We start from the raw sequence: 23,800 nt of genomic DNA, 5'->3' as shown, positions 1-23,800 counted from the left end.
TCATATCGCTAGGCTGACCACGACAAAGCCCAAGATGAACCCGGCAATTATGCTGGGCCATACGGGGGGCTGCGGTGATGGGAAGATCGGATCGGCAGCCTGATCGAGATCGACCGGCTTGCCGTCCATTCCGACAACATTGCTCATCGCCTGACCTCGATCTTTCCGTCACTGATATTGAGCGTGACGACCTCGACATCGGCAACCGCGCCAAGTGAGCGCGGCCCTGAAATGTCGATGATCGGGCGACCGGGGCGACCGGCAATCTTGCGCTTACCGGCGGGATTGTTGCGAACGATGTCGAAGCCCGAAGGCGCCGGGATGAGATCCCATCTGTTGCCGTGATCGAGCCCGGCCCGAATGAGTGCCGGACCCTCGATCCAAAGCCGGGGCTTCCCCCGGTTCCGACCGATCTTTCTGGTGACCTGTTTCATCCGAACATATCCCCCATTGCATCGGCGGCGTCCGACTTCTGATCGTCATCGGCGTGGATGTAATAGTCGAGCGTCGTGGTTGATCGACTGTGCCCCATCATCGCTTGAATGGTGGCGACATCGGTTCCGATCTTGTTCTGACTTGTGCCGTAGAGATGGCGCAGGCCGTGAACAGGTTGACCCTTCAATCCGAGATCCAGTTTGATCCGCCGGACTGTTGCACTCAGCGTGTCGAGGTTGAGCGGCTGACCGATGGGATCGGCGAAGACCAGACCGTGATCTTGCCACGCCGGACCCGCTTTCATCCTCTCTTCCCGCTGCGTCTGTCGACGCTGCCGCAGAATGCCGATGACCGGAGCAGGAACCGGAATGGTCCGGGCGCTGCTTGCCGACTTCGGGGCGCTGAACTGCCAGAGGGACGGCTTGCCGTCACCCTGACTGACGCGGATCAAGGTTTGTCTGACCTCGACCTTTCCGCCGTCCAGATCCACATCTTCCCAACGAAGACCGCCGATCTCGGACCGCCGCATCCCGGACATGACCGCCACCCGCATGAACATCCCGTAGAGAGGATGACGGTCGGCGATAGTTTCCAGGTATTTCCGGGCATCTTCTGCCGACATGCAGTCGGGTTTGGATGGTCCCGACTGTTTCGGCGCCTTGGCACCGCTGACCGGGTTGAAAGGTATCAACCTCGCCCGGACCGCATCGCCGAAAGCCTTGTTCAGTATCAGCCGGGCTTGCGAGATGTAGGACTTTGCCCGTCCCGCATCGCGCAAACTGTTGAGCCAGTCCTGAACGTGATCGACTTCAAGCTTCAGCATTCGGACGTGACCGAAGGATGCCTTGGCGCTGGCGACCTTGCTTCTGTAGGAGCCATCCAGAGTGTTGCGCCGGATGAGGTCCATCGTTTCAAGATCGGAAAGCCACTGATCGAGGTATTCCCCGACAGTGCCCTTTGCGCCCCGGCCCCCGCCGGTGCCTTCCTGCATGTGTGCCCATCGCTGGGCTTCGTCCTTCGTGTCGAAGGACTTTGACACCCGCCCGGCTTTCGATTTGATCGAAGCACGCCAGCGGCTGCCGCGTTTTTCAAAGTGAGCCATTTTGACTACTCCAATTGCAGTTAAAGATTTCTGCCATCATCGAGGCGGTGCAATGCCTCTAAGCGTGCGATTGGAACAACGATGTCAAAGAGCGTGTTGGCGGCCTGAATCCGCTTACATTCTCTATATGGCTAGATGCAATCTCTTTACAAGCGTTAAAAGCGTTAGGAGCGTGCTTTCCGACTGGCGGCATTTACCCGGCAAGCTGGACTGCAATGCACGTTGTCTTTTCGTTGAGGCGCAAACAGGCCATTGCATTGATCGCAGCGGCGCGGGGGGAGCCCGAGACGGACGGACTGCACGCCATCGACCAGAACCTGACCGACGGGCTTGGTTGCCTCTATCGTCCATCCCTTGCCCGTCCAGACCGTCTTCAGGAGATCGGGAAATTCGGTCGGCAAGCCGTCAAGATCCCCGTCGACTATGCGCTTGCAGGCGCCCATGACCCGCATGATGGTGCTGTCATCCAGATGAGCATCATCGAGGGCAAGGCGGACCGTTGCCCATGTATCCGGGTATGGAACGACCGGTTCGGCCAGAATCGCAAACCTCGCCCGTTTGCGTGCCGGTGACTTGTCACTACTGATCAGGGCTTCAGCCCACTCTTTATACGGGTGGCTCATTTGGTCTCCTAACGCTTGTAGCGATTATAGCGATTAAAAGCGTTAGGAACACAAGAAGTATCTTGCAATCGTTATAATGCCATTCAAAGTGTTTGCATCGCATCCAGACAAAGGAGGTTTGAACGATGCAAGAACGAAAACTACTGACCGTTCGTGAGACGGCGCAAACACTGAGGTGTTCGGAAAGCAAGGTCCGGGTGATGTTTCACGAAGGTGTTCTGGACGGAACGAAACTCTCGGACCGCAACATCCGGATCTTTTCGGATTCCGTCGAGGGTCTGATCGGCGGCGGGGGCGAAGCGGCATGATGCTTCCACCTGGTATTTACCCCCCCGAACACCCCGCCTTGGCTGCGGCCCGAAAAGCGGAAGAGACCGGAGACCGCAAGGATCTTGAACGCGCCGCCGATCTGGCCAGCGAAGCCTTGTATGGCGGAATGGATGCCGTCGAGATTTTGCACAGGCTGACCGGATACTACCGCTTCGACAACGGACTGGTGGCCCTGCCGCTGGAAATGGAAACGCTGCACAGCGCATTGGCCGACATCACGGAAGGTATCGATCAGGAGGACGCGGCATGATCCGGCTGACCCTTAACACCCGCACCGCTTGGGCCTTGGCCGGGCATTTCCTACGCGATGCCGATGATATTTGCGGTATGCCAATGGAACCCGACAACGGCAGTGAATGCGCCCGTCGGGCCTTTACGGCTGCCAAAATCATCGCTGACTGCGTTGGCGCGGTCGAAGCGCAAGCTGATGTCGTCCAAGTCGAGATACCCGACCGATACCGGAACACTGTGGCCCATTGGGGTTTTCTTCTGGACGAATACGGGCACCCGCTGACCGGTGGGGATGCGGCATGATGTTCTTTTCGCTTCACAACCCGGAGGTCCGCACGACGCTGGCCGTCAATTTCTTCGACATGGCGGCTGACGAAGCGCATCTGGAAGACCCCGATCTGGACCTGATCAGAACAGCATCCCGGATTGCCTTGGAGGCTCTGACCAATACCGAGAGCGTTCGCATCCCGGATCAGTTCAAGTCCGACCTGATCATGCGCGGGATCGTTGAACCTAGTCAGCATTGGCCAGCGATGGCCGGGTCTGTCCCCAACTGACCGCACCACTTGGTAGCGGCCAAGGCAAAGGGGCGACCTAAGCCGCCCCTCTCACCCCAAAATGACCGACACGTTCATCACGTTGCACCGAGCGTGTCGGCCCTGCAATCGGAGTAATCCATGAATACCAGCCTGAAAGAGATCCTGAAAGCCCATGCCGGGCGGGATCTGGAATCTGTAACGGCCATGTCATCCAAGCGCGACCCGTATCGGCGCGATACGACTGCCAACCGAAGAGACGCGCAATGGGTCGCGGACGTGATGGCCCAACATGTGACGCAGACGGCAATTCACCCGCGCGGTCTGCATTACGTTCTGGTCACGGTCCAGCCGATCAAACCGAACGGCAAGCCGTACCTTAACACCGAAGCCGATTGGGAATGGTTGTCGGGAAATGCGCTTGTAAACGCCCGTTGGTTGGGCGCCGTTTCCTTCGACTCCATTGTCGATGAACGGAACTCGCCCCCGGTTATCCGGGTGCCCCTTGGCTTCGACATCCAGATCGAGGCCATGCCCGAAGTCGAGATCCCGGACGCCGATGATCTCGAACCGCGTGTCGTGGTCTACACGGAAAAATCCGGGGATGCCGGGTTCTGGTGGCAAGCCCAACCTTACACGCTGATCATCGCCGGGGAGAAAACCAGTCTTGAGCCCGTGATCGATCCGGTGGCGACCGAATGCAACGCCGGGATCTTCCTGCCGACCGGGGAGATGTCGGACACGATGATCTGGCAAATGGTCCAGATGATCGAGCAATGTGGGCGGCCTGCCGTGCTGTTCTACCTGTCCGACTTCGATCCGTCCGGGTTCTCGATGCCGAAGAACGTCGCCCGGAAATTGCAGGCGATGGCGGATCTCGGACACCTGACCCAACCGGTAACGGTCCATGATGTTGCGCTGACTTTCGAGCAATGCGAGGCGCTGGATCTCCCCTCGACGCCCATCAAGGCAACGGACAAACGCGCCGCCAAATGGACGGCTGCAACAGGGCGCCAACAGACCGAGATCGACGCTCTGGCCACGCTGCGCCCACGCGAACTGCGGAAGATACTCCGGGACGCCATCGCGCCCTATTGGGATGCGGGGCTGAAGGATCGGATCATCGAGGCGGTTGGTCGATATGAGGTAACTCAAACCGAACGGCTTGCCGACCAGATCGGACCCGATCAAATGCAATCGATCCGGGATGCCATTGCGGAGAAACTCCCCGAAGCTCAGGCCGCTTTGGATGAGATCCGCCGCCTGACTGCAATCGATCCGACCGGGTTTGATCTGGACCCTCTGGTCCTGCCCGAGCCGAAACTTGTCGGCTTGCCGTCGAGGTCGCCACTACTCGACCCGGCAGATGACTGGCTGACCCAGACCGAAAAACTGGTCGCCCGGAAGAAATACGAAGTTTGAAACACACGGGGCGCGGTGCCGATGGTGCTGCCCCCCTTACTAATGAGGCACGACATTGTTCATCGGATCGTTCACGCATGATCACACGGCCACAAAGGCGCCGGGCAAACACTTCGCCAAAGACGGATCATCCGAAATCGTCGGATCGTTCACTAGGGCGCATTACCGGACACTATCATTTGCGACCTTGGCCGATCTGGAAGCATGGCTTCGGGATGCGCCGTCGACCACGTATCTGACAAGCGGCATCGCCCCCCATCAGGACGCGGAAGCATACGAGTCGGGCATGGCGACCCGGCTTCTGGCCAGTGGTGAAGGGACATGTCCCGAGACGGGTCGCGTCATCATCACCCGGACAAATGCCGATCTCCCCCATCATCAGGGACCGGGGCTCTTGGTGATCGACAGTGACGGCATCGGCGACTTCAACACCATACACGCGGCCCTGATTGCCGCTGCGCCCGGCCTGACCTCGCAAGCCATGCTTCACACGTCTTCATCGTCATCACGCATCACCGGCCTGACTGGCGACACCGGAGCCCATACGGCTCTGCATGTGATCGATGCGACCGACATTCCCCGTGCGGTGACCGCGCTTCATAAACGGATGGTTCTGACCGGGAACGCCCGTCACAAGTTGTCAAAGAACGGCACTTTCCTCGACCGTTCCCTTGTGGATGTTGCGCTGGCCAAGCCATCGCAGCCGATCTTTATCCGGGCGCATCTGGACGAAGGCATCCATCAGGACAAGATCTTCCTGTTGCGCCCCGGCGCCGAAATGCTCGACAGCCGGACCGCCATCCCGGATCTGACCGAAGCCGAAACGCTGGCCTATGAACAGGCCATCGCAAAGGCAAAGCTGGACATGATGCCCGAGATCGAGCGTGTCCGGGGCGAGTATGCCGATCAGCGGATCGCAACGCTCATTGCCACGGGTGTCGAGCCCGTCGAGGCCCGTGCTTCGGTGATGGCATCTTTCGGGGGCGACCTTGGTCCGCATCATCAAATCACACTTTCCACCGGCGAGATCGTGACGGTCGGACAAATCCTGTCCGCGCCGGAACAGTATCACGGCAAGGCGTGCCGAGATCCGATTGAACCGGACTATGGAAGTGCCGGTGTTGCCAAGATCTACGCCAGCCAAAGCTTGCCCCAGATCCACAGCTTCGCCCATGGCGGGGCGCTTTATCGGTTGAGGTCCGACCTCGCAAATGTCGATCTGCAATCGACGGAACAATGGATCGCGGAACAGACGGAAACCGCCCGGCAAGCCGTCGATACGACTGTCGCCCTGCAATGGTCCCTGATCGAGCCCGTCGAGGAAACCCAAACGGTCTTCGACTATCTGGACGGCAAGGTAATCGGCAATGTCATCCCCGGTGTCGGTCTGGTTGTAGATGGGCGTCGGATCGCTGCCGAACCGAAACAGCTTTGCCACTGGATAGAGGGACATATTGCGGCGTTGCCCGAATGGGCGCAGCACCTGGTAAAGTATGCTGGCACCCGGTCTGACACTCTGGAACAGCACCTGAACCACGCTGTCAAATCGTTCTCCGGTGTCGGAAAGAGGGACGGTCGACCGATGCTGACGGCAGCCGTCGAAGCATGGGAAGCGGAGTTGCCCGTTCTGGTGCCGATGTCCGGTGGCGAGGTCGCGGAACCCCATGATGCGGATCTGGAAGAGGCACGGCAGGCTGCGGAACTCCTGACGGCTTGCCGTCACATTGCCGATGATCCGCTTGGTCAACTGGATGCCATCCTGACCCGTCGCGGCGTGGTCGGAGAACGCCGGGTCGCAAACGCCACGTTCCTGACCATTGCAACCGCCACGACCGACAAACCGATAAACCTGATCAACCGGGGCCAGTCGAGCGCGGGAAAGAGTTTCACGACCAAGGCGGTGATCGGTCTCTGGCCGGAAGGTTATGTCTTCACGATCTCTTCGATGTCGTCGAAAGCTTTGATCTACCTGCCGCATGGATCTCTGGCGAATGCGTTCATCTTTCTGGAAGAGGGCGAAGCACTGGTCCGGGACAATGGCGAGAAAAACGAGATCGCGGAAATGTTGCGGGTTCTGCTGTCCGAAGGTCACCTGATCCACATGGTGACGGAAAGAGATCCAGACAGCGGCGCCCATTACACCCGCGTGATTGAACAGCCCGGACCGACCGGCCTGATCACAACCACGACACGGGCTCATCTGGATGATGAAATCGAAACCCGGATGATGTCGATCTGGTTGGACGAAACAGAACAGCATTCGAGGGACATTGTTGCCAACATCGCAGCCCGTGCCGCGATGGACGATGACGAAGAGATCAACGTCGAGGATTGGCACGCATTCGGGCAATGGCTGCGCACCGGAGCCCATAAGGTGGTGGTGCCCTTTGCGACCGAGATCGCGGAATTGCTGCCGACCAAGGCGGTCCGCGTCCGTCGGGACATCAGGACACTGATCGACATCATCCGGGCCAGCGCCCTGATCCACCGTCTGCACCGAGACACAACGGACAGGGGACGCATCATCGCCACGCTTGATGACTATCAGGTTGCCGTCGACTGCATTGGCCAGAGTATCAGCGAGGGACATGAAAAGGCACCAAGCGACAATGCTAGAGCTCTTCTTCAGAAGATCGGCGACGTGATGGCTGCCGGGATCGAACGGGCGGGTGGATATGTTCCGACCGCTGGTGCCGTGGTTCCCGGTGCTAACGGCTATGAGATCAGAGACCCGTCGCGGCTTCCCCGGTATATGAAAGTCATTATAGGCGAGGACATGAAGAAACAAACCTGTCTGTCTGGATCGATCCGGGATCTGGCCGATGCGCTTGGGTATTCGAAGGATACGTTCGCCCGGCACGCTGCGAACACCGTCAACGCTGGTTATCTGGAACACCCGAATGATAACAAGAAACAATATATAGTTACGACATCGGGTGCCGAAGTCATGAGCGGCAACACTGGCACGATCTTCCCGGACCGGGAAGAAATTGAAAAAGTCGTTTGGACAAGGGGTGTATCCCCGAAAGCGTGAGACAGTGAGACAAAGTGACTTAACCTCATGATATTGCTTGCGAATAAGTGTCTCAAAGCACCTGAGACAAAGAGGGTTTGTCTCAAATGGATCTGAGACAAAACGGTTTGTCGCAAAACCGTTTGAGACAAAACCCATTTGTCGCAACCCGTTTGAGACACTTATTCCTTAATGATTACATGCAGTTAAGTCACTTTGTCTCACTGTCTCACGAGTCTGGACATATACCCCCCGTCAAACGACTTTTTTGAACAATCGCCCCGGCCCCTAGCGCCCCGTAGCGGCTGAGGCTGGTTCGTATAGCTTGCCGATATATGCTCGCCATCTGACCACGTTGCGTTTGTGTGTGAGTTTCAGCGACGTGTGATCGCACCAGCTTTGTCGCGTTACTGCCAGTCACCGGGCGCACGGGTTGGGTGGTGGCACGGCACCAGCAACGATCAACGTGTTACGCATCACCAGCAACGTGTGACCTGCGACCAGCCCGGACCTCTATGGATGCGGCCCTATATTGTTTCGGGGGCCGGGGGGTTCGGTCTGGCGGATGAAACCCATCACCGCGCACGGGATGCTTTTTGTAACCTGAGTTCGATTTCCCGGCACTGTCGACAATTCTTGCAACCGGACCGCAACCGCCACATAATCCAAGCGTGGAACCGTTAAAACACGCACGATTCTTGCGTGTTTATGTCGAATTACAGAGGATCGTTCGAACTCATGGCCCGTGGTAGAAAAGCAGCTTCAGACAGCACGCATCAACAGGTCCGGGACGCTCAGGCCGCCGATCTGTCAGCCACATCAGCGCCCGACATTCCCGGAGCGTCTGCTTTGAACAAACACGGTCGCGCATTCTACGATGACCTCTGGCGCAGCGCCCCGGAACGTTGGACGGCTGGCGATTTGGCGATGATGGTAGAGGCTGCGTTCGTTCAGCAACGGATGATCGACAATCGCGTCGTGATGATGATGGTTCCGCCAGTCGTCACGGCACAGAACGGCATCCAGACCCGCAACCCGATCCACACCTTGCAATTCGATCTGGCCCGGCAGTTGCAGCAACTGCTTCGCGACCTCGGTGTCCGCAGTAAAGATCAACCAGCCAAAGGACAGGAACGTACCCGACCGGCTGCACCTACGCCAACCGCCAACACGACCAGCCCGGCGCAAGTGCCGGACTTCGACAGTTGGTTGGATCAGGTTCACTGAAATGCCCGGCGTTCCTTCCGACATATCTGAAGTCGAAATTCAACTGGCCTGTGGTGGTCCCCTCGCATGGCCAGCCGATCCCCGAACGCGGATCCTTTTTGCCTGCTGGGTTCTCGACCGGCTGGAAGCGGCGCTGGGCAAGGAACGAACCACCAATTGCCTCATGATGGGAAGTTTTGGCGCTGCTGATACTGACGCCAAGATGCAAGCGGGACTTGCCCGGCTGGCCCGGATCAACAGCGATGCACTCGCCACCGGCAAGCCACCCGGCCCGGCAGCGGTGAAGGTCGCATTGTTTTGATCCGTCATCAGCATATCGATGCCACCAGATGCGCGGCACTCTGGCAAAGCGTCTTACTCCGGGCGTTGGACGATGCCACATCCCGCGCCGCATCTTACCAGAGATACAGGGAAGCGGCGCGTTCGTGGCTGTTTTCGAACGAAGCGCAGATGATTGTCGCGTTGATTGGTGAAGACCCGGAAGATTTCTTCGACGCGATTTGTCGTTTATCTGAAAACGGTTGGTTACCTGGTAGGGCGATCTGAAAATGTATTACTTTTTCCTGTAAAAACAATTGCTTGACTCGTCATTGCGGTCGCTGTCACGCTATATGCGACCGACAACCACCCTGATGGGACCGAGACATGACGACGACAAAGACCGCATTTCAGACCACCCGCGCCCTGATCAAAGGTCTTGGATATTTCCGCAGCCAAATCACCGATGCCAGCCGCGCCGAGGAACGGCGCGAAAAAGGCGCGTCTGCCAAACGCAGGAGGTTGACCGCCCGGTTCGCGCAACAGTGCGCCGATGCTGAACAGGCGGTGACCGATACCCTTGCCCTTGCCGACAAATTCGACGCCGCATCGATGGCCCTGAAGACCGGCGCGTCTGATGACGATCCTCTGGCCACCCTGTGCGCCATGGCAGCCCGGTTTGGTGCTGATGTGGATCCTCTGGTCGCTGCGACCGATCTTGTGGCCACCCGCGCCCGTTCCGGCGCTGAACGGGCCGCCGAACGGCTTGATCAACATGACGCTGCAATCCGAAGCCTAGCCCTGCATTGCCAGTGGTGCGCCGGGCTGGCCGAAAAGGGCTTCGACCGGTCCGATCCTGCCCTTCGTTCGATCCGATCCGAAGCGGCGCGACTTTCCAGCTATTCGAACCGAGGAACCAACACATGACCGTTTCAAATCCCTTCCGTGGTGGTGGGTCTGTCAACCGGGCGGATGTTCCGCATTATGAAGGCCGCCCGATCACGGGCGGTGGTGGTGATGCGGGTCAGCATAGCTTGCACTACGATCCGGCGACCAAGACCGGCAGCCCGAACGTCAACAGTCTGATCGACCTGATCGTGAAGAAGGTGCGCACCGAACGCCGCAAGGCGCTGGAAAAAACGATCACCGAAATCATGGCTGTCGTGCAGTCGCAGGACACCCGGATCAAGTCACTGGAAGCGGCCCTTCAGATCGAACAGAAGCGTGTGACCGAAGCCATCGGCAAAGCCGTCGAACAGGCTACAGGCGACGATCCTGCACCTACGCTGGACGAACTGGAAGCAATGGCCGCACAGCATAAGAGGGACATGAAACGATGAACATCACCGGTGATCAACTGCGCCATGACCTGCCCCGCCAGATCGCCCGGACACGCGCCACGCTGATCGCTGATGCGCTGGCCGAAGGCGCATCGACCACAGAGGCGCGTCTACAATCCGATGCGGCGCACAGGCGCGTATACAAGGCGTGGCTGCGCGAGTTTGCCGACCAGAACCCACGACTGGCGACAACCGCAAGATCGATCCTCAAACTGGAAGGGGTTCTCTGATGCCCAAAGATTTCGAACTGAACGCCAAGAACAAAAAGATCATCGAAGATGGTCGGCAACAGGCACTTGCCGCGAAGGCTTGGGACCAGATGCAGGCCGAGGTCGAAGACGCCTTCAAGGTCCGGGAACAGGTTCCCGCCCTACTGGGCCGCATTGACGCTCTGGAAAAGCAACTGGCACGCCCTGTCAGCCTGTCAGCCACCCTGAAGCAACCGACCAAGCCAAAAGGTGACCAGAAGCGGCCCAAGGGCGTGGACATCGCCTTTGATGCCACTACCGCCGAACTGAAACGACGCTTCGACCAGACCGACCCCGCCGACACGTTGAAAGCGTTGCGCCCCGGTGATGATTTCGAATTCCATCGCAAAGCCGCAACGCAGGTCGGGCGCACCACATATGCGGGATGGGCTGCTGAACTGGTGGATTCCGATACTGGCGGCATGATCGACCGCTTGGAACCCGTGTCGATCTTCGGTGCAATCGCCCGTCGCGGTCGCAAAATCCCGATGGGAAGCAACAATTCTTTCACTTATCCGAAGCGGCCAGAGATTGCCGATAACCCGCCGAGCATGGCGGATAGCTTCACCGCTGAAGGCGCGTCCCTGCCCCACAAAGACGCAACCCTTTCCAGCGTCACGTTCAGCCGGATGAAAGCGGGTGTCTTGTCCAGCTTTACCGAAGAACTGAACCAGACCAGCATTGTTGAAATGCGGGATTTCGTTGAACGGCTGGTGATCGATGATACAGCGATAATGCTGGACAGCGTTTTGACCGACCGAACCGCAGCCCTGTTGCCAACGATCAGACCCGCCTCGCCTTGGAACGGCGCAGAGACACGCACCAGTTTAGGCACTGATCTGGACAACGTGATTGCTGATCTGACTTGGTTGATCGCGGCTATTACGGTGAACGCGCCGCGCGATCCCGTCCTGATAATGGACCCTGCCCGTGTGTTACGGCTGCGGCTGATGAGGGAAGCGGGTGTGTTTCTATTCCGTGATGAAATCGAACGGGGCGAATTGTTCGGTATCCCGCTGGTGGTGAGTGCAAACGCCCCGACTGATCAGGTTCTGATCATCGATTGCGACGACTTCGCAAGCTGGATCGCGCCGCCTCTGGTGGACTTTTCGAACGCGGCGACGGTCGTGATGGTGGATGACGATGGTGTTGCACCGACCATGGTCGATCCGAACGCCATCAACGACTCGGGTGGTTCGATCCATGTATCCGATGCGGCGGGAACCACCCCACCGTCGCAAGTAAGATCAGCATTCCAGACCTACGCCATCGTGATGCGCCACGTTGCCCCGGTGACATGGGGGATGCTGCGCAACGGATCGACGGCACTGGTGGAGGCGGTCTCTTGGTAAGCGTCACACATCACAGGTCAGGCCGGATCGACATTTGCCGGGACGGGCATCACGTCGCCTGTGTGGAAACCCCGGCAGAGGTCGGCGCGATACTGGCCGAAATGGGCGTTCAACCTGAATACCTGGTAGACGTCCAGATTGCCAACGGCACCGATGATCGTGTCGCGGCCCGGTCATACATGGGGGAGTCCGTGGCGTGACACCGGAGCAGGACGCAACCATTCGTTTCGGTGGCAAGCCCTTTCGCGGCCCATCCTGCCCGGCGTTGGACGTTCTGCGCACCCGGCTGGTCGTGGCTGAAACATCAGGTCTGACCAAGGCCGCCGCTGCGCTACGGCGCGAGATAGCATGGAAGGAGTCCCGCAATGCCACTGGACCAGACAATGCCCCGCAAGCCTGAACCCGACCAGATACGGGCCGCGCTGATCGCCAAACTATCGCTGATGGTGGGTCGATCCCTGCGGCCCGAGGAACTGGAAAAAGTCGACAAGATTTTGCCCGAGGCGGTGAAAGCGGTGCGCGATGTTCGATGACATTGGCAAATATCTCGAACACGAACTGTCCGAAGCCTTGGAACCCCTGCCCTGTGTTTCGATCAGTGTAGTTTGGATCGATGACGAATGGCTTCATGTGACCGCTTGGGTCGGTCCTGAACGGGTGATTGATGATCGGGTGTGGGCGTCGGTTCTAACTGGCGCGGATATGGTTCGATCCATCCTGTGGCGGCATCGTCTGGTGCTGTTGGATCAGATGCGGCGGCGCGGAGCCAATCCGCGAATACTGAACCAAGTCCTTCTGGATTGTGACGCATATTCCGGCCCTTCCCTTGTTTAGGTAAGACACATTAACCGGTTCGTGTGGTGGTGTCATTGTTGCTGAGAATCCGTGTGCAAAAAGCTGCGGCCCCCAGTTGGCCCCCAGTTTGGACCCGTGAGATCTGCTAAGTCTTTGAAAGATTTGGAGGCGAGTACCGGAATCGAACCGGTGTACACGGATTTGCAATCCGCTGCGTCACCACTCCGCCAACTCGCCTCACGTGGTGTGCTATCGCACCCACGGGGGCGCGAAAGGTTGGGCATACATGCTCTGTTTCGCGGTTCTGTGCAAGCGGTTTTTTCGCCCGTTTTCCGTTCGGAGAACGGACGAATCCGGTCAGTTCCCAGAGGCCGTCGGGAAGCTCGGCAGAGCGCCGCCGGCATTCTGAGCGGTGGCCAGAACAGCAAGTCGATCCGGTGACTGGCCCAGCACCCGCGGGTTGTTTGGGGCCGATGTGATCGCCATCTGCATCCATGCGCCTGTCACCTGCGGGGCGGCGCGCGCGGCACCGAAACCTTCGCGCAGGTGGTGGCTGACGATCTCGCCGTAGCCCGGCTGGCCGGCCGAAGCCAAAAGCACGCCCGACGCCAGCGCCATCTGCGCATCATCGGTACGATACCCGATCCCGAGGCACACCTTGCCACCGGACACGAGCTGATCCATCGGTCGACCGGAATTGCGCAGGAATGCTTCGGTGCGTGCCGTCACATCCGTGGGCTGCGCAGTTGCCAAATCCTGCATCTGCGGGGCAACAGCCTGCGCCAACCCTTTGCACTGAGCCACAACCTGATCCGCCGTCATGTTCGGAATGGTCGCTTCGATGCGGGAGCTTTCCGCCATTGCGTGCGTGCGTGCGAGGCAGAACTGCTCGTTCAGCGCAAATTCGGGGTCATTCACCCGGCCTGCGGTGGTCGCGCCGCCATTAGCGGCCGTCAGAACGTTGATTTCGTTGCAATGCTCGTTGGCTGAACGGGCGACCTGGCCAAAAGTGAAATCCGGGAGCGCCCCGGTGGCGGTCTTGGTGTTGACCGGTTCGGGCTGCTTTACGGTCGCCTGCTGGACCTGCGGTTGAGTCTGGGTCTGTGGTGTCGGAATACCCAGCTGCTCGTTGCGATAGGTGCGCAGCAAACCCGCTTGCCCCTGGCTGGCGAGGATCTGATTATAGGGTGCCACATGGGCCGAGGCCAGCGCCCGCTGGTGGCTACCCAGCAGGAAGTTGCGTTCGTGATCGTCCAGATACCCGTCAATCGTGTATCCCATGTCAGCCTGATAACGAGAGATCCCTGCCCGGCTCTTGCGGCCGAGCGAGCCATCAACTGCGCCCACGTTGTAGTTGAAATAGTTCAACGCCGACTGCACCTGCCGGTTCTGTTGCCGCTGGGCGGAAGAGATCGACGGGCGGGTTGAACGGGTTGTTGTCGTGCGCCTCTGCTGTTGCTGGCGCTGCTTATTCTTATGGACTTCGTTGATGATGATCCCACCCAGAAGCGCTCCGCCGATCAGGGCAGCGGCTTCGTCGGCCCTGACCCGTTCGGCGGGAATCAGGATCAGGCTGGATGCCACAAGCGTGGCACAGATTTTGCGAGCGAACATGATACTAACCTCTTGAGGGGGGAGCTCCCGGGCCTCTCCTGATCTCGAAGAGCGGAGCCCCGGCATTCTATCACTTCAAACATTTCACCCCTCTAGCCCATCAAACGCCTGCCCCTTTGTCAAGCACAGGTCCCGGCAAAGAAGCGACAGGAACCGGATTGTGAACGCCGGTTTCATGAGTTGTTTCCGCGAAGGCGACAATCAAACCCATATTCGGTCACGCGCGATCTGCCAGATGCTCCGTCTCAATCTCAATCCAAAGCCAGTTCCAGCAGGCGCTCTGGCCCCATATCCGGGGTCTCTGCATACCTTACGAGGTCGTTTCGAAACCGGGCAACGTCGTCCCGCAGGCCGATCTGGCCGGACAGGTCCAACTCTTCGCGCAGAACTCTGTAGGCAGTTTCCAGCAGATCGGTCGGCAGCTTGTCGCCGGGGGCTCCGGCGAGACTGTCCAGCGCTGTTCTGAAAGACAGAAGATAAGTGTCCTGCGCCAGACGCAATGCCTCGAGCTGGCGCACATGCGCCCTGACCTGCCGGGCGAAGATGTCGCTTTGCGGTCCGGTTCGGTGCAGGTCGGCCAGCATCCTGAGCGTCGAAGCCTTGTCTGTAATCCTCTCGGCTGTTTCGTTGATCGTTCCCACAAACACACCGCCAGCCAGCAGGGTGGCGCGGGCCGACTGGCTTCGAGCCAAGCGGCTGTCGTCACGGCTTCGGCGCAGATCCAGCAGCAGGGCCTCCAGCGCAGACTGACGTCGTGGGTCGGTTTCCGCCGCAATCAGCCCGGCCAGTTGCGCTTCGGGGTCGTCTGCCTCGCCTGACGCAACAGCAGGAACTGTTGCCAGCGCCTGCCACTCCTCCTGAACCTGCCGCAACATGGCGTCCGAAGTGAAAACCGGCGCGCTGATCACCAGTCGCAGTCCAAAGGTGGCAGCCGCCAGCGGAGCACCGGTCCGCCGGTCATAGGGCGGGTATTCCGTGCGTTGGGCGCTATAGATCTGGTCCGCAGTGGACAGCACAGATCCGCCGCGCGTCACCACACCGCCGGTCTGTCCGTGCAGCCGGCCCAGTGCATTCATCCGGTAGGGTTCCAGCACCAGTTCTTCGGCATTTCCATAGACATCATAGAGTCCCAGCGGATTCGGCTGCCGCAGCCCGACCGGGCCAAGCTTGCCCCGCGCCGAGCCGGGCGCCTGATGCCACGCATAGTCGCGCATCTCACCCTGAGAAAAGAACGTCAGGTTGGGAAACCGTGTGCCATCAACTCGGGCCCCGCCGCGGGTCGCAAACTCCCATTCCGGTTCAGTCGGTAGTCGCAGGAACCCTCGCTGATCCCCGGCTGCCGGAACCTGATCCGGCGCATTGGCGAGCAGCCATTGCGTATAGATGCGCGCAACTTCAACCGCCTCGTGCCAACTCAACCCGCCTTTGGCCAGCCGGTCAGCGCGGGTCGGTGTTGTGCAATCACCGCCCAAGGCGCGATACTGGCCCTGTGTCAACTCGTAGCGCGCGATATAGAAATGCGATGTCTCGCCCTGACCGAATGCCCCCCTGAGAAATGAAGATCGCAGGTAGTCAGAATAGCCGGTTTGATCCAGTGACTGCCCCAACCGCAAACGCCGGTCAGCCAAGGGACCTTCCCCTTCCGGTGGCACCTCGACTTTCTGGAAGGCCATTGCCGCACCGCATGGCATGGGAAGCACAAGATCTGACGGGCTGATCTCGGCACCGGGATCGGTCAAATCGACCGGCCAAGGGTCCTGAGCCGCTGCCGGCCCGGCCCAGAGGATTCCGAGAATGGCGAGCAGCCGCATCACGTCACCTCGCGCAGAACTGATGCCGGGTCCAGATGCAATGCCCGCCAGGCCGCCAGCATCGCCGATCCCAATGCCAGCGCCAGAACACAAAGGCAGATCAAAGCGCCCTGCCCCGGCGGGATCACCGTCAAGGGTGCTCCATCCGGCAAACCGTCCCCGAACAGCCGGGCAGCGGCCCGTCCTGCCAAGAGGTAGAGACCGAAGGACACCACCAACCCGGCGGTCGCCGTCACAAGAGCCTGCACAACTGGAAAGAACGCAAGTTTCCGCCCCGGGACACCGACCAGTGCGATACAGGCCAGCACCATCCGTTTTCGCATGACATCGGACCAGAAGCCGAGACTCAGCGCCGCCCCCAACCCGATTGCAGCCAGAGCGGCCGTGAAACCAAGGGCCAGATCCAGTTTGCGACCAAGCCCCAACAAGGCTTCTACGTCCCGTGCCTGCGACGTCGCGGCGACGCCCAGAACCGCTTCGACCCGGGACTGCAATGGCGCGACGTCTTTCAGTTCGCGTGCAAATAGTCGAACTCCGGCGTAAGCCGGCGCCCGCTCCGCCAGATCACGGGATCCTTGGATGCCGTAGTCCGGCAAGCTGTAGGCGTCATAAAAGGCTTCGACGAGGTCGAGCAGTGCGAAGGGTGCCAGAACCGCTCGCCCCGCAACAGCGTGTTCCGGCAGAACCTTGACCAGTTCAACGTCCAGAACCAGCTGACGGGGACGGTCCTCGGCCTGCGTGATCAGCTGCAATTGGTCTCCCTCTGCAAGTTCAAGCACACCCGCAAGAATTGCGGACACCGCCACCTGCAAACCGTCCAGAGCCCCTCCGGCAAGCACCGGATCGCCCTTGCCCGAAGGCACAAGCAGCGCCGGACGGATCGTCCGCCCGCCCGCTGCGCGCACATTCACATAATCGAACTGCGAGCGCACCTTGGGCGTCAGAAATGCCACTTCGGGCCAATCGCGCAGCGGGGCTATTTCAGCTTCGCTCAATGTCACGTTGCCGCTGGTGTCGATTTGAAGACTGGCCGGATCACGCTGCATTTCACCGATAAGGGCGGAATAAACACCGTTTTTGACCCCCACAAGCACCAGAAGCGGCACAAGTATTCCCACCATCACCGCGATATTACAGAGCAAAAAGAACCGATCACGAAACAGGTTGCGCAAGGCCAGCGAGGCTATAAGCATGTCGCCACCTCCAGCCGGCTGACGACCTCCTCTCCCGGAACAACCCGCAGGCTCACCTGTTTGATCCCGAACCGGGCGACCCGGTCGAGGTCATGGCTGGAAAGAACCACGCCGCTGCCCTGCTCGCCGGCACATTCCAGCAACAGGGTGAGCACGCGGTCTGCCGCTTCGGGATCCAGCGCTGCGGTCGGTTCATCGGCGATCACAAAAGGCGGGCTATGCGACAGGGCGCGCGCGACGGCGCAGCGTTGTCTCTGCCCGATGGAAAGCGTTAAGGGAAATTGCGTGGCGACATCTGTCAGGCCGAGCCGATCCAACAGCATGTCAACCCGCCCTGCATCGGGACGACCAATCACTCGTTGCGGCAGGCTCACATTTTCAGTCACTGTGAGGAAAGGCAATAGCCCGCCTGTCTGCGGCACGAAGCCGAACAATTGCCCCCGCTTCCGGGCCAGTGCACTGCTACGCGGACCGTCAAGCCAAAGGCCTGCAAGATCCACCTCTTGATCACCATCATGCCAGACATAGCGTCCGGCATCTGGCTTGCGCAGCATTCCGAGCAGCTCCAATAGCAGGGTCTTTCCCGACCCGCTTTCCCCCGTCAGCGCTACGGCGTGGCCGGCGCTCAGATCCAACCGGTCACAGATCAAACGGAATTGCCTGCGCCCGTCCCTGAGAAGCAGCTGCACCGCGTTGAGGGAAAGAGCCCCGCCCATGACCGTTCAGGGCAGAACGTCAAAGGGCATGGCAAACACATGCTCGCCATCCGGCGCGTCCGCATAAAGCGCAGTCCAGACCGTCGGATCCAGCAACCATTTGCGATACTGAACGAGCTTCTGCCGCATCCCGTCGAGAATGGAGCGGCGATTCATTGCGCTCTGGCGCCACCGGTCGGGCGTGGTCAGCATAAGCTGGCTTTCATAAGGCAGATCCTCGAGAAACTCGAGCGAGCCACCCAGCGTGTCTGCCTCGGTATTGACCAGCCGGTCCGGGTTCTGCGCCATGCGGGCCACAACACTTCGCACCCCGGCAAAGAAACTATCCGTGTCCTCGGCATTGCGGCTTTGCTCTCCCAATACCAGCATCTCCGACAACAGATCGGCCATCGTGGCCATCTCGTTCTTGGTCACCAGCAGGCGCGGTTCGATGGCCAGCCGTGCAGGATCTTCCACCGCTTTCTCCGAGACCCACCCCCGAATGACGTCCGGGGCCTGAGTGCCTTTCAGGCGCCCCAGATAGGCCAGTTGCATGGCAATTCCCAGATTGACCAGCTCGGGCGAGGTGTCAGACGGCGCAAGCTGCGGCGCCTCGTCCCGCGCCACCCGGATAATATCGGTTAGCGCGGTCACAAGCCGCGAGACGGTGTCTTCGAAGGCCTCTTCGGCCCCGTCGGCAATCCCATAGTAATAGTTCTCGCCATTAAACGTCGAAAGCTTGCGATACTGGCTCTCGGCCCATTGGTGCTGAGCCGCGCCTCCGGCCGGAGTTTGCAGGTGCAGGGTCATGACCGCGATCCCCTTGTCCTGCGCGGCACGCTGCAATTCGGCGGCTCCGATATCGGACCGGGCATTCGGATCGCGCGGATCCTTTGGTCCGGCATCGGTGATCAACACCACCACCCGCGCATCAAAAGGATCCCGCCCCGCGCCTTCCCAGTCTGTCAGTCCGATGGCGTCCTCGACCCCGGCAAGAGAGTCTTCGTTGAAGCCCGGAGAATTGGCCTGTGCAACATCAGTCGCCGCGCGGATCGTGGCCAGAACGGCGTCCTGATCCTTGCGCCGCAAAAGCGGCAGCAGTGTTCGGGTGCGATAATCCAGCCCCGGCGCCGCACCGGTGTTGTCGCGGAACCCGACCACGCCGAACTGAACGCGCTCACCAATCTCGGTGCCGCGAATATCCCCGACGATCCGTTCAACCGCAGCCTGCGTGCGTGCGATATAAGGATCCATGGACCGGGTGGTGTCGAACACAAACACGATACCCGCGTCGAAGTTGTCGGCAATTGCACCGGCTTGCGCATCTTTCTCGCGCAGCGGGACCGACGCAACTTCCATCAACAGGTTGGGTTCGTAGTTCAGTGGGTGCAGATCCTGCACGACATCAAGGATCGGCATCAGATACAACCGGTCGACGATGTTGACATATTCCTCGGGCTCGACCGCCTGCACTCCGCGATCAGTCGAGAGGCTGCCCGAGGCGGCCTCGGCAAGCATCCGGGCCTGAATCTCTCGCAGGGCCTCGTGCTCCATCAGGGCGCGCAGCTTGTCCTCGCTCTCGAACAGAAATTGCCGCTCACGACCGGCGGCATTGGTGAAGGCCGCTATGATATTCTGTTTCCAATCAACAACTTCTGACTTGCGCGCCCATGCCTGCGGCCCACCCGAAATGGAGGGTCCCACCTGCAACCAGTCTTGATCCCGGGCATAGACATAGAGCGGCTGAAACGCAGGGTACTGACGCTGAACCGAGCCGTCCCGGGCATCGAATTGCAGCGCACCGGGACGGGTCAGAACGCGCTGGTATACGGTCTGGCGCCCCTCGGCCAAAAGCGGCCGGTCCGTTTGCGCGTTGGCCGGCGTAGACAGGCTGCCGAGCCCAAGCAACGCCGCAGCGATCAGAGCCAGTCCGCGTCTAGCGGCAATAATCGTCATATGCGCCTCTCTCCAGTGTCGCCGCGGATCCCTGCAACTGTTCGCACAAAGCAGCCAATGGTGGGCGTGCCAGTTCGGCTCCTGCGTCCACCGCCCGGCGATAGTACTCTACGGCCTGCGCCTTGTTGGGTTCGAAACTGAGCCCCAGGAGATCTTCGATCTTGGGATCAACTTGATCCTCGTCGTACAGCACGCCGAACAACAGAAGCGCGGCAGGATCATCCTTGCGCGCGGCATCCTCGATCACCGTCAGCGCTGCATCGGCGCTGACAGCGCTGCCGCAGTTGCGGATCACATCCAGCTGCTCCGGAAACCCGGAGATCTTCCGCAGAGCCGAGAGCGTGCAGCTGTCCCCGACGTCATTTTTCTCGTCTGGCTCCTTGAGGTAGAGCCACGCGGCGGCCACACCTGCCAGTAGCAGCAAAAGCAACACCAGCGGCCACAGAAGCGAACGGCGACCGGATGTGGCAGACACCTCCCTTTCCGACGCTGCGGGTGCCTCAGACGGTTCAGGTTTTGGCTCTAGCGGGATCTGCGGTTCCAGAGGCGGCGCTGGGATGACATCCGGTTCGGGATCAGGCTCGGCAGCAACGGTCTGGATTGCACCCCGGTCGGCAAATCCGGCCTGCGGCGGAACTCCGTCCGGCCACGTCACATCGCCAGAGGCCGGGCCGACAAACAGACGCAAAGGCGTGTATTCCGCCAGCTTGTTGACGATTTCCGGCCCAACACGCACCCAATCCGCCCCGTCATGACGGTGGACATCGTAGGGGCCGAATTCATAGCGCTGCGTCTGCCAGTTGGGATCTCCGACAGCAATCCGCGCACCCGGCGCGTCGGACGCCGCGAGCCAGCGCTCGCTGAAGCTGTCAAAAACCGCAACAGTGACCTGGCCGTCCGGCAGGCTACCCGACGGGCATTCCAGAAACGCATAGCCTCCGGCGGGATGCTGCGGGTCGGGATGGACGAGCAGGCTCATGTCATCGGCATCCTCGAATCATGCCTTGTCCAGTTCGGCAAGGATCGCGCCGAGGGCCAGGTTCTGATCTATGTTAATTTCGTTACCTGCTCCGTCCTTGGCGTTCGCCACAAAGAGCGCATCAAGGGCAAATGCCCAGTCGGTCCAGTGTTCCTCTGCCAGTGGCCGGGGATGCATGGGCAGATCGCGGATGTCCTCAGACACCGGACGTGGCGCAAAGGTTGCCCGGCTGGAGCCATCCGGCATTTCGACAACCGGTCGGTCTGCTTCCGGAATGTCCTTCATTCCCAGCGTTGCCACGAATTGATTGATCGCCTCCGCCCCGAGGATCGAAGCCGGCTGGGCCTGTTTCTCGACGGTCAGGCCGAAATTAACCTCGGCCAGCGATGCAGCGGTCCGGGGCGCCAGCCGGGTCCGGCGGGCAGCGTGAATCAATTCGGCCACGAGATCCGATGCGCCTGCCTCGCCCAGACCGAACCCGTTGCGCCGCGCCCCGTCATCTCGAAACTGCTTCATCGCGTCGATCCAGACTTCCATCGCGGTGTCAGCCTGAAACTGTTCCAATGTCACGGTCCGGATGGGCCCCGGCACGCCGATTTCCTCCGATGTGCCGGGCCGTGTCGGACGCGATGGGCGCCCCCCCGGTCGCTGAACGGCCGGAGCGTCGGCCGAGGCCGCACTAACCGCACTGGAAATTCTGACCGAACTCGGCACCCGCGCGATGCGGCCTTCGATTTCTTCCTGATCGACCATGAGCGCGGCCAGCAGCCCGCCAAACCGGTGCCGGGCCAGAACCTCCTCGAGATCGTCAATAACCTTCGAGGCCGCCGCTCGTTTCTCGGCGATGCGCTGCTCGACATCATCCGAGACATGGTAGGGCGCCAACCCTTGCCGGATACCAACCGCGATCTGACCAAGTTGCGCGCGAATCTGGCGCAGTTTGCTGTCCGGTTTGCAAACGCGACGCAGGGCCGAGATCAAATATGCCACCCCACCATCGTTCAAGGTCAGGGCGGCGTCCCATGCCGCCCCGGGGTTCGCAAAGTGGCGCTGCACCGACGGGGCCTGAAGGCAACCCGCCTTCAACTCGGACACACGCGCAGCCTTGTCGGGACGAATCTGTTGCTCGCGTTTGGCATCGTCATAATCGATCAGCCCATCCACGTAGTAGTTGGGATTGCGCAGCCAATAGCAATTGTCGAACGGCTTATCCGGTGTCCATTCGGAAACCCAAGGGTCCCGACCTTTCCCGAATTTTTCCAGCAACGAGGCCTGCATACGGCGCTCAAACCGGGTTTCGTCGCCCCCTTGTGCGGCGCTGTCTGACAGGTGCTTGTCAAACTTCGTCAGGACAAGAAACAAAACAGTATCCGCTTCCGCTCGATCCTGTGGTGTTGCGCCATGGGTTGTGGCGATCCATCCCTGCACCAGACCAGGCAGATCGACCGTTTCCATGTTGCTGTCGGGTATGCACAGCAACATCGAGGTTATGTCCTGATTTTGCACATACCGGTCAAAGAGATAAGCCACCTTTCCACGCAGCAGAAGCTCGGGCAGAATTGCCTCTGGTTCTTCCAGCGCCTTGGACAGATCCTGCTCGAACCTGTTGCGGGCGCCGGGAAAATCCAGCAGATCAGTTTCGGAGAACATTGGATCGGGAAGATCCTGCATCGGCAGCACAAGTTCAGCGGCCAGAGCGCAGATCACGGATCGAGGCAAGGATACCGGAGCACCCTGCCCCGTGATCACGGCAAGCGGTTCTGTATCTGAGCTGCCACTGAGGGTCTTTACATCGATGATCGAAGTCTCACGCGGAACCAGCGCATTCAGCCCTGCATACACCGCTTCGGCGTGTCCCAACTGCGACAGGGCCAAGGCCAGTTTCAGATACAAATCGCTCAGCGCCTGATGCCCGCCCCAGAGCAGCGCAAAGAAAGCGGCCCGATCCGGGGCGCTCAATGATGGCGCGATGCGCGCAGCCTCTTCCCAGAACGGTTTCAGAGCGGCGGCATAAGCCTCGCGGCCAAAACTCGCCTCGACATACTCGCCGATCTCGATCACGTCATCTTCGTCCAGTCCGGGCTGAAGAGAGCCAGCGCGAGATTTGAACGCATCAAGATGAGCAGCAATCTCTGCCGCATCGGGTGCCGGTTCCGACCTGTCCCCGTCCATGAAAAAAGAGTTGACCAGAACCCGCAACAGATCGGCTTCGCCCAGAAGCGTCAGCTTGATCGGGTAATCAGCAGGAACATCCGGTCGGGACATCGTGAACCGTGTCACCAGACCTGTGCTCTCGCCTTCACCTTCGGGGTTGATTTCACGAATGTAATTCAGCCGGGAACCCGCGAAATCCGCAACCAATGGCCCGGCTTCGGGACGGGCCAGCACCGAAACCAGAAATGACTTTCCCGCCTGGCTTGGCCCGAAAACGCTGACCGACATTGGGCTCTGCGCAGCTTTCTCCAACCGCCGGGCTCGACGCGCTCCCCGCCGAAGCCCTGCAATCAACGATTTCTGCTCAGCCCCTACCAGATCGGTATTGGCCGGCGTTTCGACCCAGGCGCCCGCCCGGTCGGCCAACGCCGCCAGTTGGGCGCAATCTTCGACCAGTTTCCGTTGTTCTTCACTCATCATCCGTCC

28 protein-coding genes and 1 tRNA gene are annotated in these 23,800 nt (G+C 60.0%); 18 read left to right on the top strand and 11 right to left on the bottom strand.

What is annotated here, in order from left to right:
* Genes ACP15U_RS04755 through ACP15U_RS04745 form a run of 3 tightly spaced genes read right to left on the bottom strand, consistent with a single transcriptional unit; the run spans window position 1 to window position 1,537 of the window.
* Window positions 1-147 (bottom strand): hypothetical protein, encoded by a 147-nt coding sequence (locus tag ACP15U_RS04755; protein ID WP_425043992.1) that lies wholly within the window; start codon window positions 145-147, stop codon window positions 1-3.
* The gene (locus ACP15U_RS04750) at window positions 144-434 is read right to left on the bottom strand and encodes a hypothetical protein (RefSeq protein WP_425043991.1); all 291 of its coding nucleotides are present in this window, start codon (window positions 432-434) and stop codon (window positions 144-146) included. Before ACP15U_RS04750 ends, ACP15U_RS04755 begins: the two co-directional genes overlap by 4 nt.
* A complete protein-coding gene (locus tag ACP15U_RS04745) occupies window positions 431-1,537 on the bottom strand; it encodes a tyrosine-type recombinase/integrase (protein ID WP_425043990.1) in 1,107 nt (368 codons plus the stop codon). The genes ACP15U_RS04750 and ACP15U_RS04745 overlap by 4 nt, the downstream gene beginning before the upstream one ends.
* 215 nt (window positions 1,538-1,752) lie before the next feature.
* On the opposite strand from ACP15U_RS04745, the gene ACP15U_RS04740 reads away from it, so the two are divergent.
* From ACP15U_RS04740 to ACP15U_RS04655, 18 genes are all read left to right on the top strand, one after another.
* Window positions 1,753-2,109 carry a hypothetical protein gene (locus ACP15U_RS04740; RefSeq protein ID WP_425043989.1) on the top strand — a complete coding sequence of 119 codons (357 nt, stop codon included), beginning with the start codon at window positions 1,753-1,755 and terminating at the stop codon, window positions 2,107-2,109.
* A gap of 176 nt (window positions 2,110-2,285) precedes the next feature.
* Window positions 2,286-2,468, top strand: a complete 183-nt coding sequence (locus ACP15U_RS04735; RefSeq protein ID WP_425043988.1) for a hypothetical protein — start codon at window positions 2,286-2,288, stop codon at window positions 2,466-2,468.
* A complete protein-coding gene (locus tag ACP15U_RS04730; RefSeq protein WP_425043987.1) occupies window positions 2,465-2,740 on the top strand; it encodes a hypothetical protein in 276 nt (91 codons plus the stop codon). The genes ACP15U_RS04735 and ACP15U_RS04730 overlap by 4 nt, the downstream gene beginning before the upstream one ends.
* Window positions 2,737-3,024, top strand: a complete 288-nt coding sequence (locus tag ACP15U_RS04725; protein ID WP_425043986.1) for a hypothetical protein — start codon at window positions 2,737-2,739, stop codon at window positions 3,022-3,024. The genes ACP15U_RS04730 and ACP15U_RS04725 overlap by 4 nt, the downstream gene beginning before the upstream one ends.
* Window positions 3,024-3,278, top strand: a complete 255-nt coding sequence (locus ACP15U_RS04720; protein ID WP_425043985.1) for a hypothetical protein — start codon at window positions 3,024-3,026, stop codon at window positions 3,276-3,278. Before ACP15U_RS04725 ends, ACP15U_RS04720 begins: the two co-directional genes overlap by 1 nt.
* A gap of 120 nt (window positions 3,279-3,398) precedes the next feature.
* Window positions 3,399-4,679 (top strand): hypothetical protein, encoded by a 1,281-nt coding sequence (locus tag ACP15U_RS04715; protein ID WP_425043984.1) that lies wholly within the window; start codon window positions 3,399-3,401, stop codon window positions 4,677-4,679.
* A gap of 55 nt (window positions 4,680-4,734) precedes the next feature.
* Window positions 4,735-7,713 (top strand): hypothetical protein, encoded by a 2,979-nt coding sequence (locus tag ACP15U_RS04710; protein WP_425043983.1) that lies wholly within the window; start codon window positions 4,735-4,737, stop codon window positions 7,711-7,713.
* A 717-nt stretch (window positions 7,714-8,430) separates the two neighbouring features.
* Window positions 8,431-8,919: a hypothetical protein gene (locus ACP15U_RS04705; RefSeq protein ID WP_425043982.1), complete on the top strand. Its 489-nt coding sequence runs from the start codon at window positions 8,431-8,433 to the stop codon at window positions 8,917-8,919.
* Between the two features lies 1 nt (window position 8,920).
* Window positions 8,921-9,220 carry a hypothetical protein gene (locus ACP15U_RS04700; protein ID WP_425043981.1) on the top strand — a complete coding sequence of 100 codons (300 nt, stop codon included), beginning with the start codon at window positions 8,921-8,923 and terminating at the stop codon, window positions 9,218-9,220.
* The gene (locus ACP15U_RS04695) at window positions 9,217-9,465 is read left to right on the top strand and encodes a hypothetical protein (protein WP_425043980.1); all 249 of its coding nucleotides are present in this window, start codon (window positions 9,217-9,219) and stop codon (window positions 9,463-9,465) included. The genes ACP15U_RS04700 and ACP15U_RS04695 overlap by 4 nt, the downstream gene beginning before the upstream one ends.
* A gap of 99 nt (window positions 9,466-9,564) precedes the next feature.
* Window positions 9,565-10,104 carry a hypothetical protein gene (locus ACP15U_RS04690; RefSeq protein WP_425043979.1) on the top strand — a complete coding sequence of 180 codons (540 nt, stop codon included), beginning with the start codon at window positions 9,565-9,567 and terminating at the stop codon, window positions 10,102-10,104.
* Window positions 10,101-10,517: a hypothetical protein gene (locus tag ACP15U_RS04685; RefSeq protein ID WP_425043978.1), complete on the top strand. Its 417-nt coding sequence runs from the start codon at window positions 10,101-10,103 to the stop codon at window positions 10,515-10,517. Before ACP15U_RS04690 ends, ACP15U_RS04685 begins: the two co-directional genes overlap by 4 nt.
* On the top strand, window positions 10,514-10,747 hold the full coding sequence (locus ACP15U_RS04680) for a hypothetical protein (RefSeq protein WP_425043977.1): 234 nt from the start codon (window positions 10,514-10,516) through the stop codon (window positions 10,745-10,747). Before ACP15U_RS04685 ends, ACP15U_RS04680 begins: the two co-directional genes overlap by 4 nt.
* Window positions 10,747-12,117 (top strand): phage major capsid protein, encoded by a 1,371-nt coding sequence (locus tag ACP15U_RS04675; RefSeq protein ID WP_425043976.1) that lies wholly within the window; start codon window positions 10,747-10,749, stop codon window positions 12,115-12,117. The genes ACP15U_RS04680 and ACP15U_RS04675 overlap by 1 nt, the downstream gene beginning before the upstream one ends.
* Window positions 12,111-12,317, top strand: coding sequence for a hypothetical protein (locus ACP15U_RS04670; RefSeq protein ID WP_425043975.1), 207 nt, complete (start codon window positions 12,111-12,113; stop codon window positions 12,315-12,317). Before ACP15U_RS04675 ends, ACP15U_RS04670 begins: the two co-directional genes overlap by 7 nt.
* Window positions 12,314-12,517, top strand: coding sequence for a hypothetical protein (locus ACP15U_RS04665; RefSeq protein WP_425043974.1), 204 nt, complete (start codon window positions 12,314-12,316; stop codon window positions 12,515-12,517). The genes ACP15U_RS04670 and ACP15U_RS04665 overlap by 4 nt, the downstream gene beginning before the upstream one ends.
* The gene (locus ACP15U_RS04660) at window positions 12,501-12,650 is read left to right on the top strand and encodes a hypothetical protein (RefSeq protein ID WP_425043973.1); all 150 of its coding nucleotides are present in this window, start codon (window positions 12,501-12,503) and stop codon (window positions 12,648-12,650) included. The genes ACP15U_RS04665 and ACP15U_RS04660 overlap by 17 nt, the downstream gene beginning before the upstream one ends.
* Window positions 12,640-12,951, top strand: coding sequence for a hypothetical protein (locus ACP15U_RS04655; RefSeq protein WP_425043972.1), 312 nt, complete (start codon window positions 12,640-12,642; stop codon window positions 12,949-12,951). Before ACP15U_RS04660 ends, ACP15U_RS04655 begins: the two co-directional genes overlap by 11 nt.
* 124 nt (window positions 12,952-13,075) lie before the next feature.
* Here the strand turns inward: ACP15U_RS04655 and ACP15U_RS04650 are convergent.
* From ACP15U_RS04650 to ACP15U_RS04615, 8 genes are all read right to left on the bottom strand, one after another.
* A tRNA-Cys gene (locus ACP15U_RS04650) sits at window positions 13,076-13,149 on the bottom strand.
* Window positions 13,150-13,269: 120 nt separating this feature from the next.
* Window positions 13,270-14,526, bottom strand: coding sequence for a peptidoglycan-binding domain-containing protein (locus ACP15U_RS04645; protein WP_425043971.1), 1,257 nt, complete (start codon window positions 14,524-14,526; stop codon window positions 13,270-13,272).
* Window positions 14,527-14,777: 251 nt separating this feature from the next.
* Entirely contained in the window at window positions 14,778-16,337 is a 1,560-nt protein-coding gene (locus ACP15U_RS04640; protein WP_425043970.1) for a formylglycine-generating enzyme family protein, read from the bottom strand.
* Window positions 16,337-17,530, bottom strand: a complete 1,194-nt coding sequence (locus ACP15U_RS04635; protein ID WP_425043969.1) for an ABC transporter permease — start codon at window positions 17,528-17,530, stop codon at window positions 16,337-16,339. The genes ACP15U_RS04640 and ACP15U_RS04635 overlap by 1 nt, the downstream gene beginning before the upstream one ends.
* Complete coding sequence (locus ACP15U_RS04630) at window positions 17,521-18,246, bottom strand: ABC transporter ATP-binding protein (protein WP_425043968.1); 726 nt, start codon at window positions 18,244-18,246, stop codon at window positions 17,521-17,523. Before ACP15U_RS04630 ends, ACP15U_RS04635 begins: the two co-directional genes overlap by 10 nt.
* Before the next feature lie 6 nt (window positions 18,247-18,252).
* Window positions 18,253-20,181 (bottom strand): vWA domain-containing protein, encoded by a 1,929-nt coding sequence (locus ACP15U_RS04625; protein ID WP_425043967.1) that lies wholly within the window; start codon window positions 20,179-20,181, stop codon window positions 18,253-18,255.
* Window positions 20,162-21,160, bottom strand: a complete 999-nt coding sequence (locus tag ACP15U_RS04620; protein ID WP_425043966.1) for a hypothetical protein — start codon at window positions 21,158-21,160, stop codon at window positions 20,162-20,164. The genes ACP15U_RS04625 and ACP15U_RS04620 overlap by 20 nt, the downstream gene beginning before the upstream one ends.
* 18 nt (window positions 21,161-21,178) lie before the next feature.
* Window positions 21,179-23,791: a virulence factor SrfC family protein gene (locus ACP15U_RS04615; protein WP_425043965.1), complete on the bottom strand. Its 2,613-nt coding sequence runs from the start codon at window positions 23,789-23,791 to the stop codon at window positions 21,179-21,181.
* Window positions 23,792-23,800: the final 9 nt, after the last annotated feature.

This window comes from Primorskyibacter sp. S87 (assembly GCF_049801055.1).
Classification (GTDB): domain Bacteria; phylum Pseudomonadota; class Alphaproteobacteria; order Rhodobacterales; family Rhodobacteraceae; genus JBNAGF01.
This window is presented reverse-complemented; position numbering and strand designations above follow the sequence as displayed.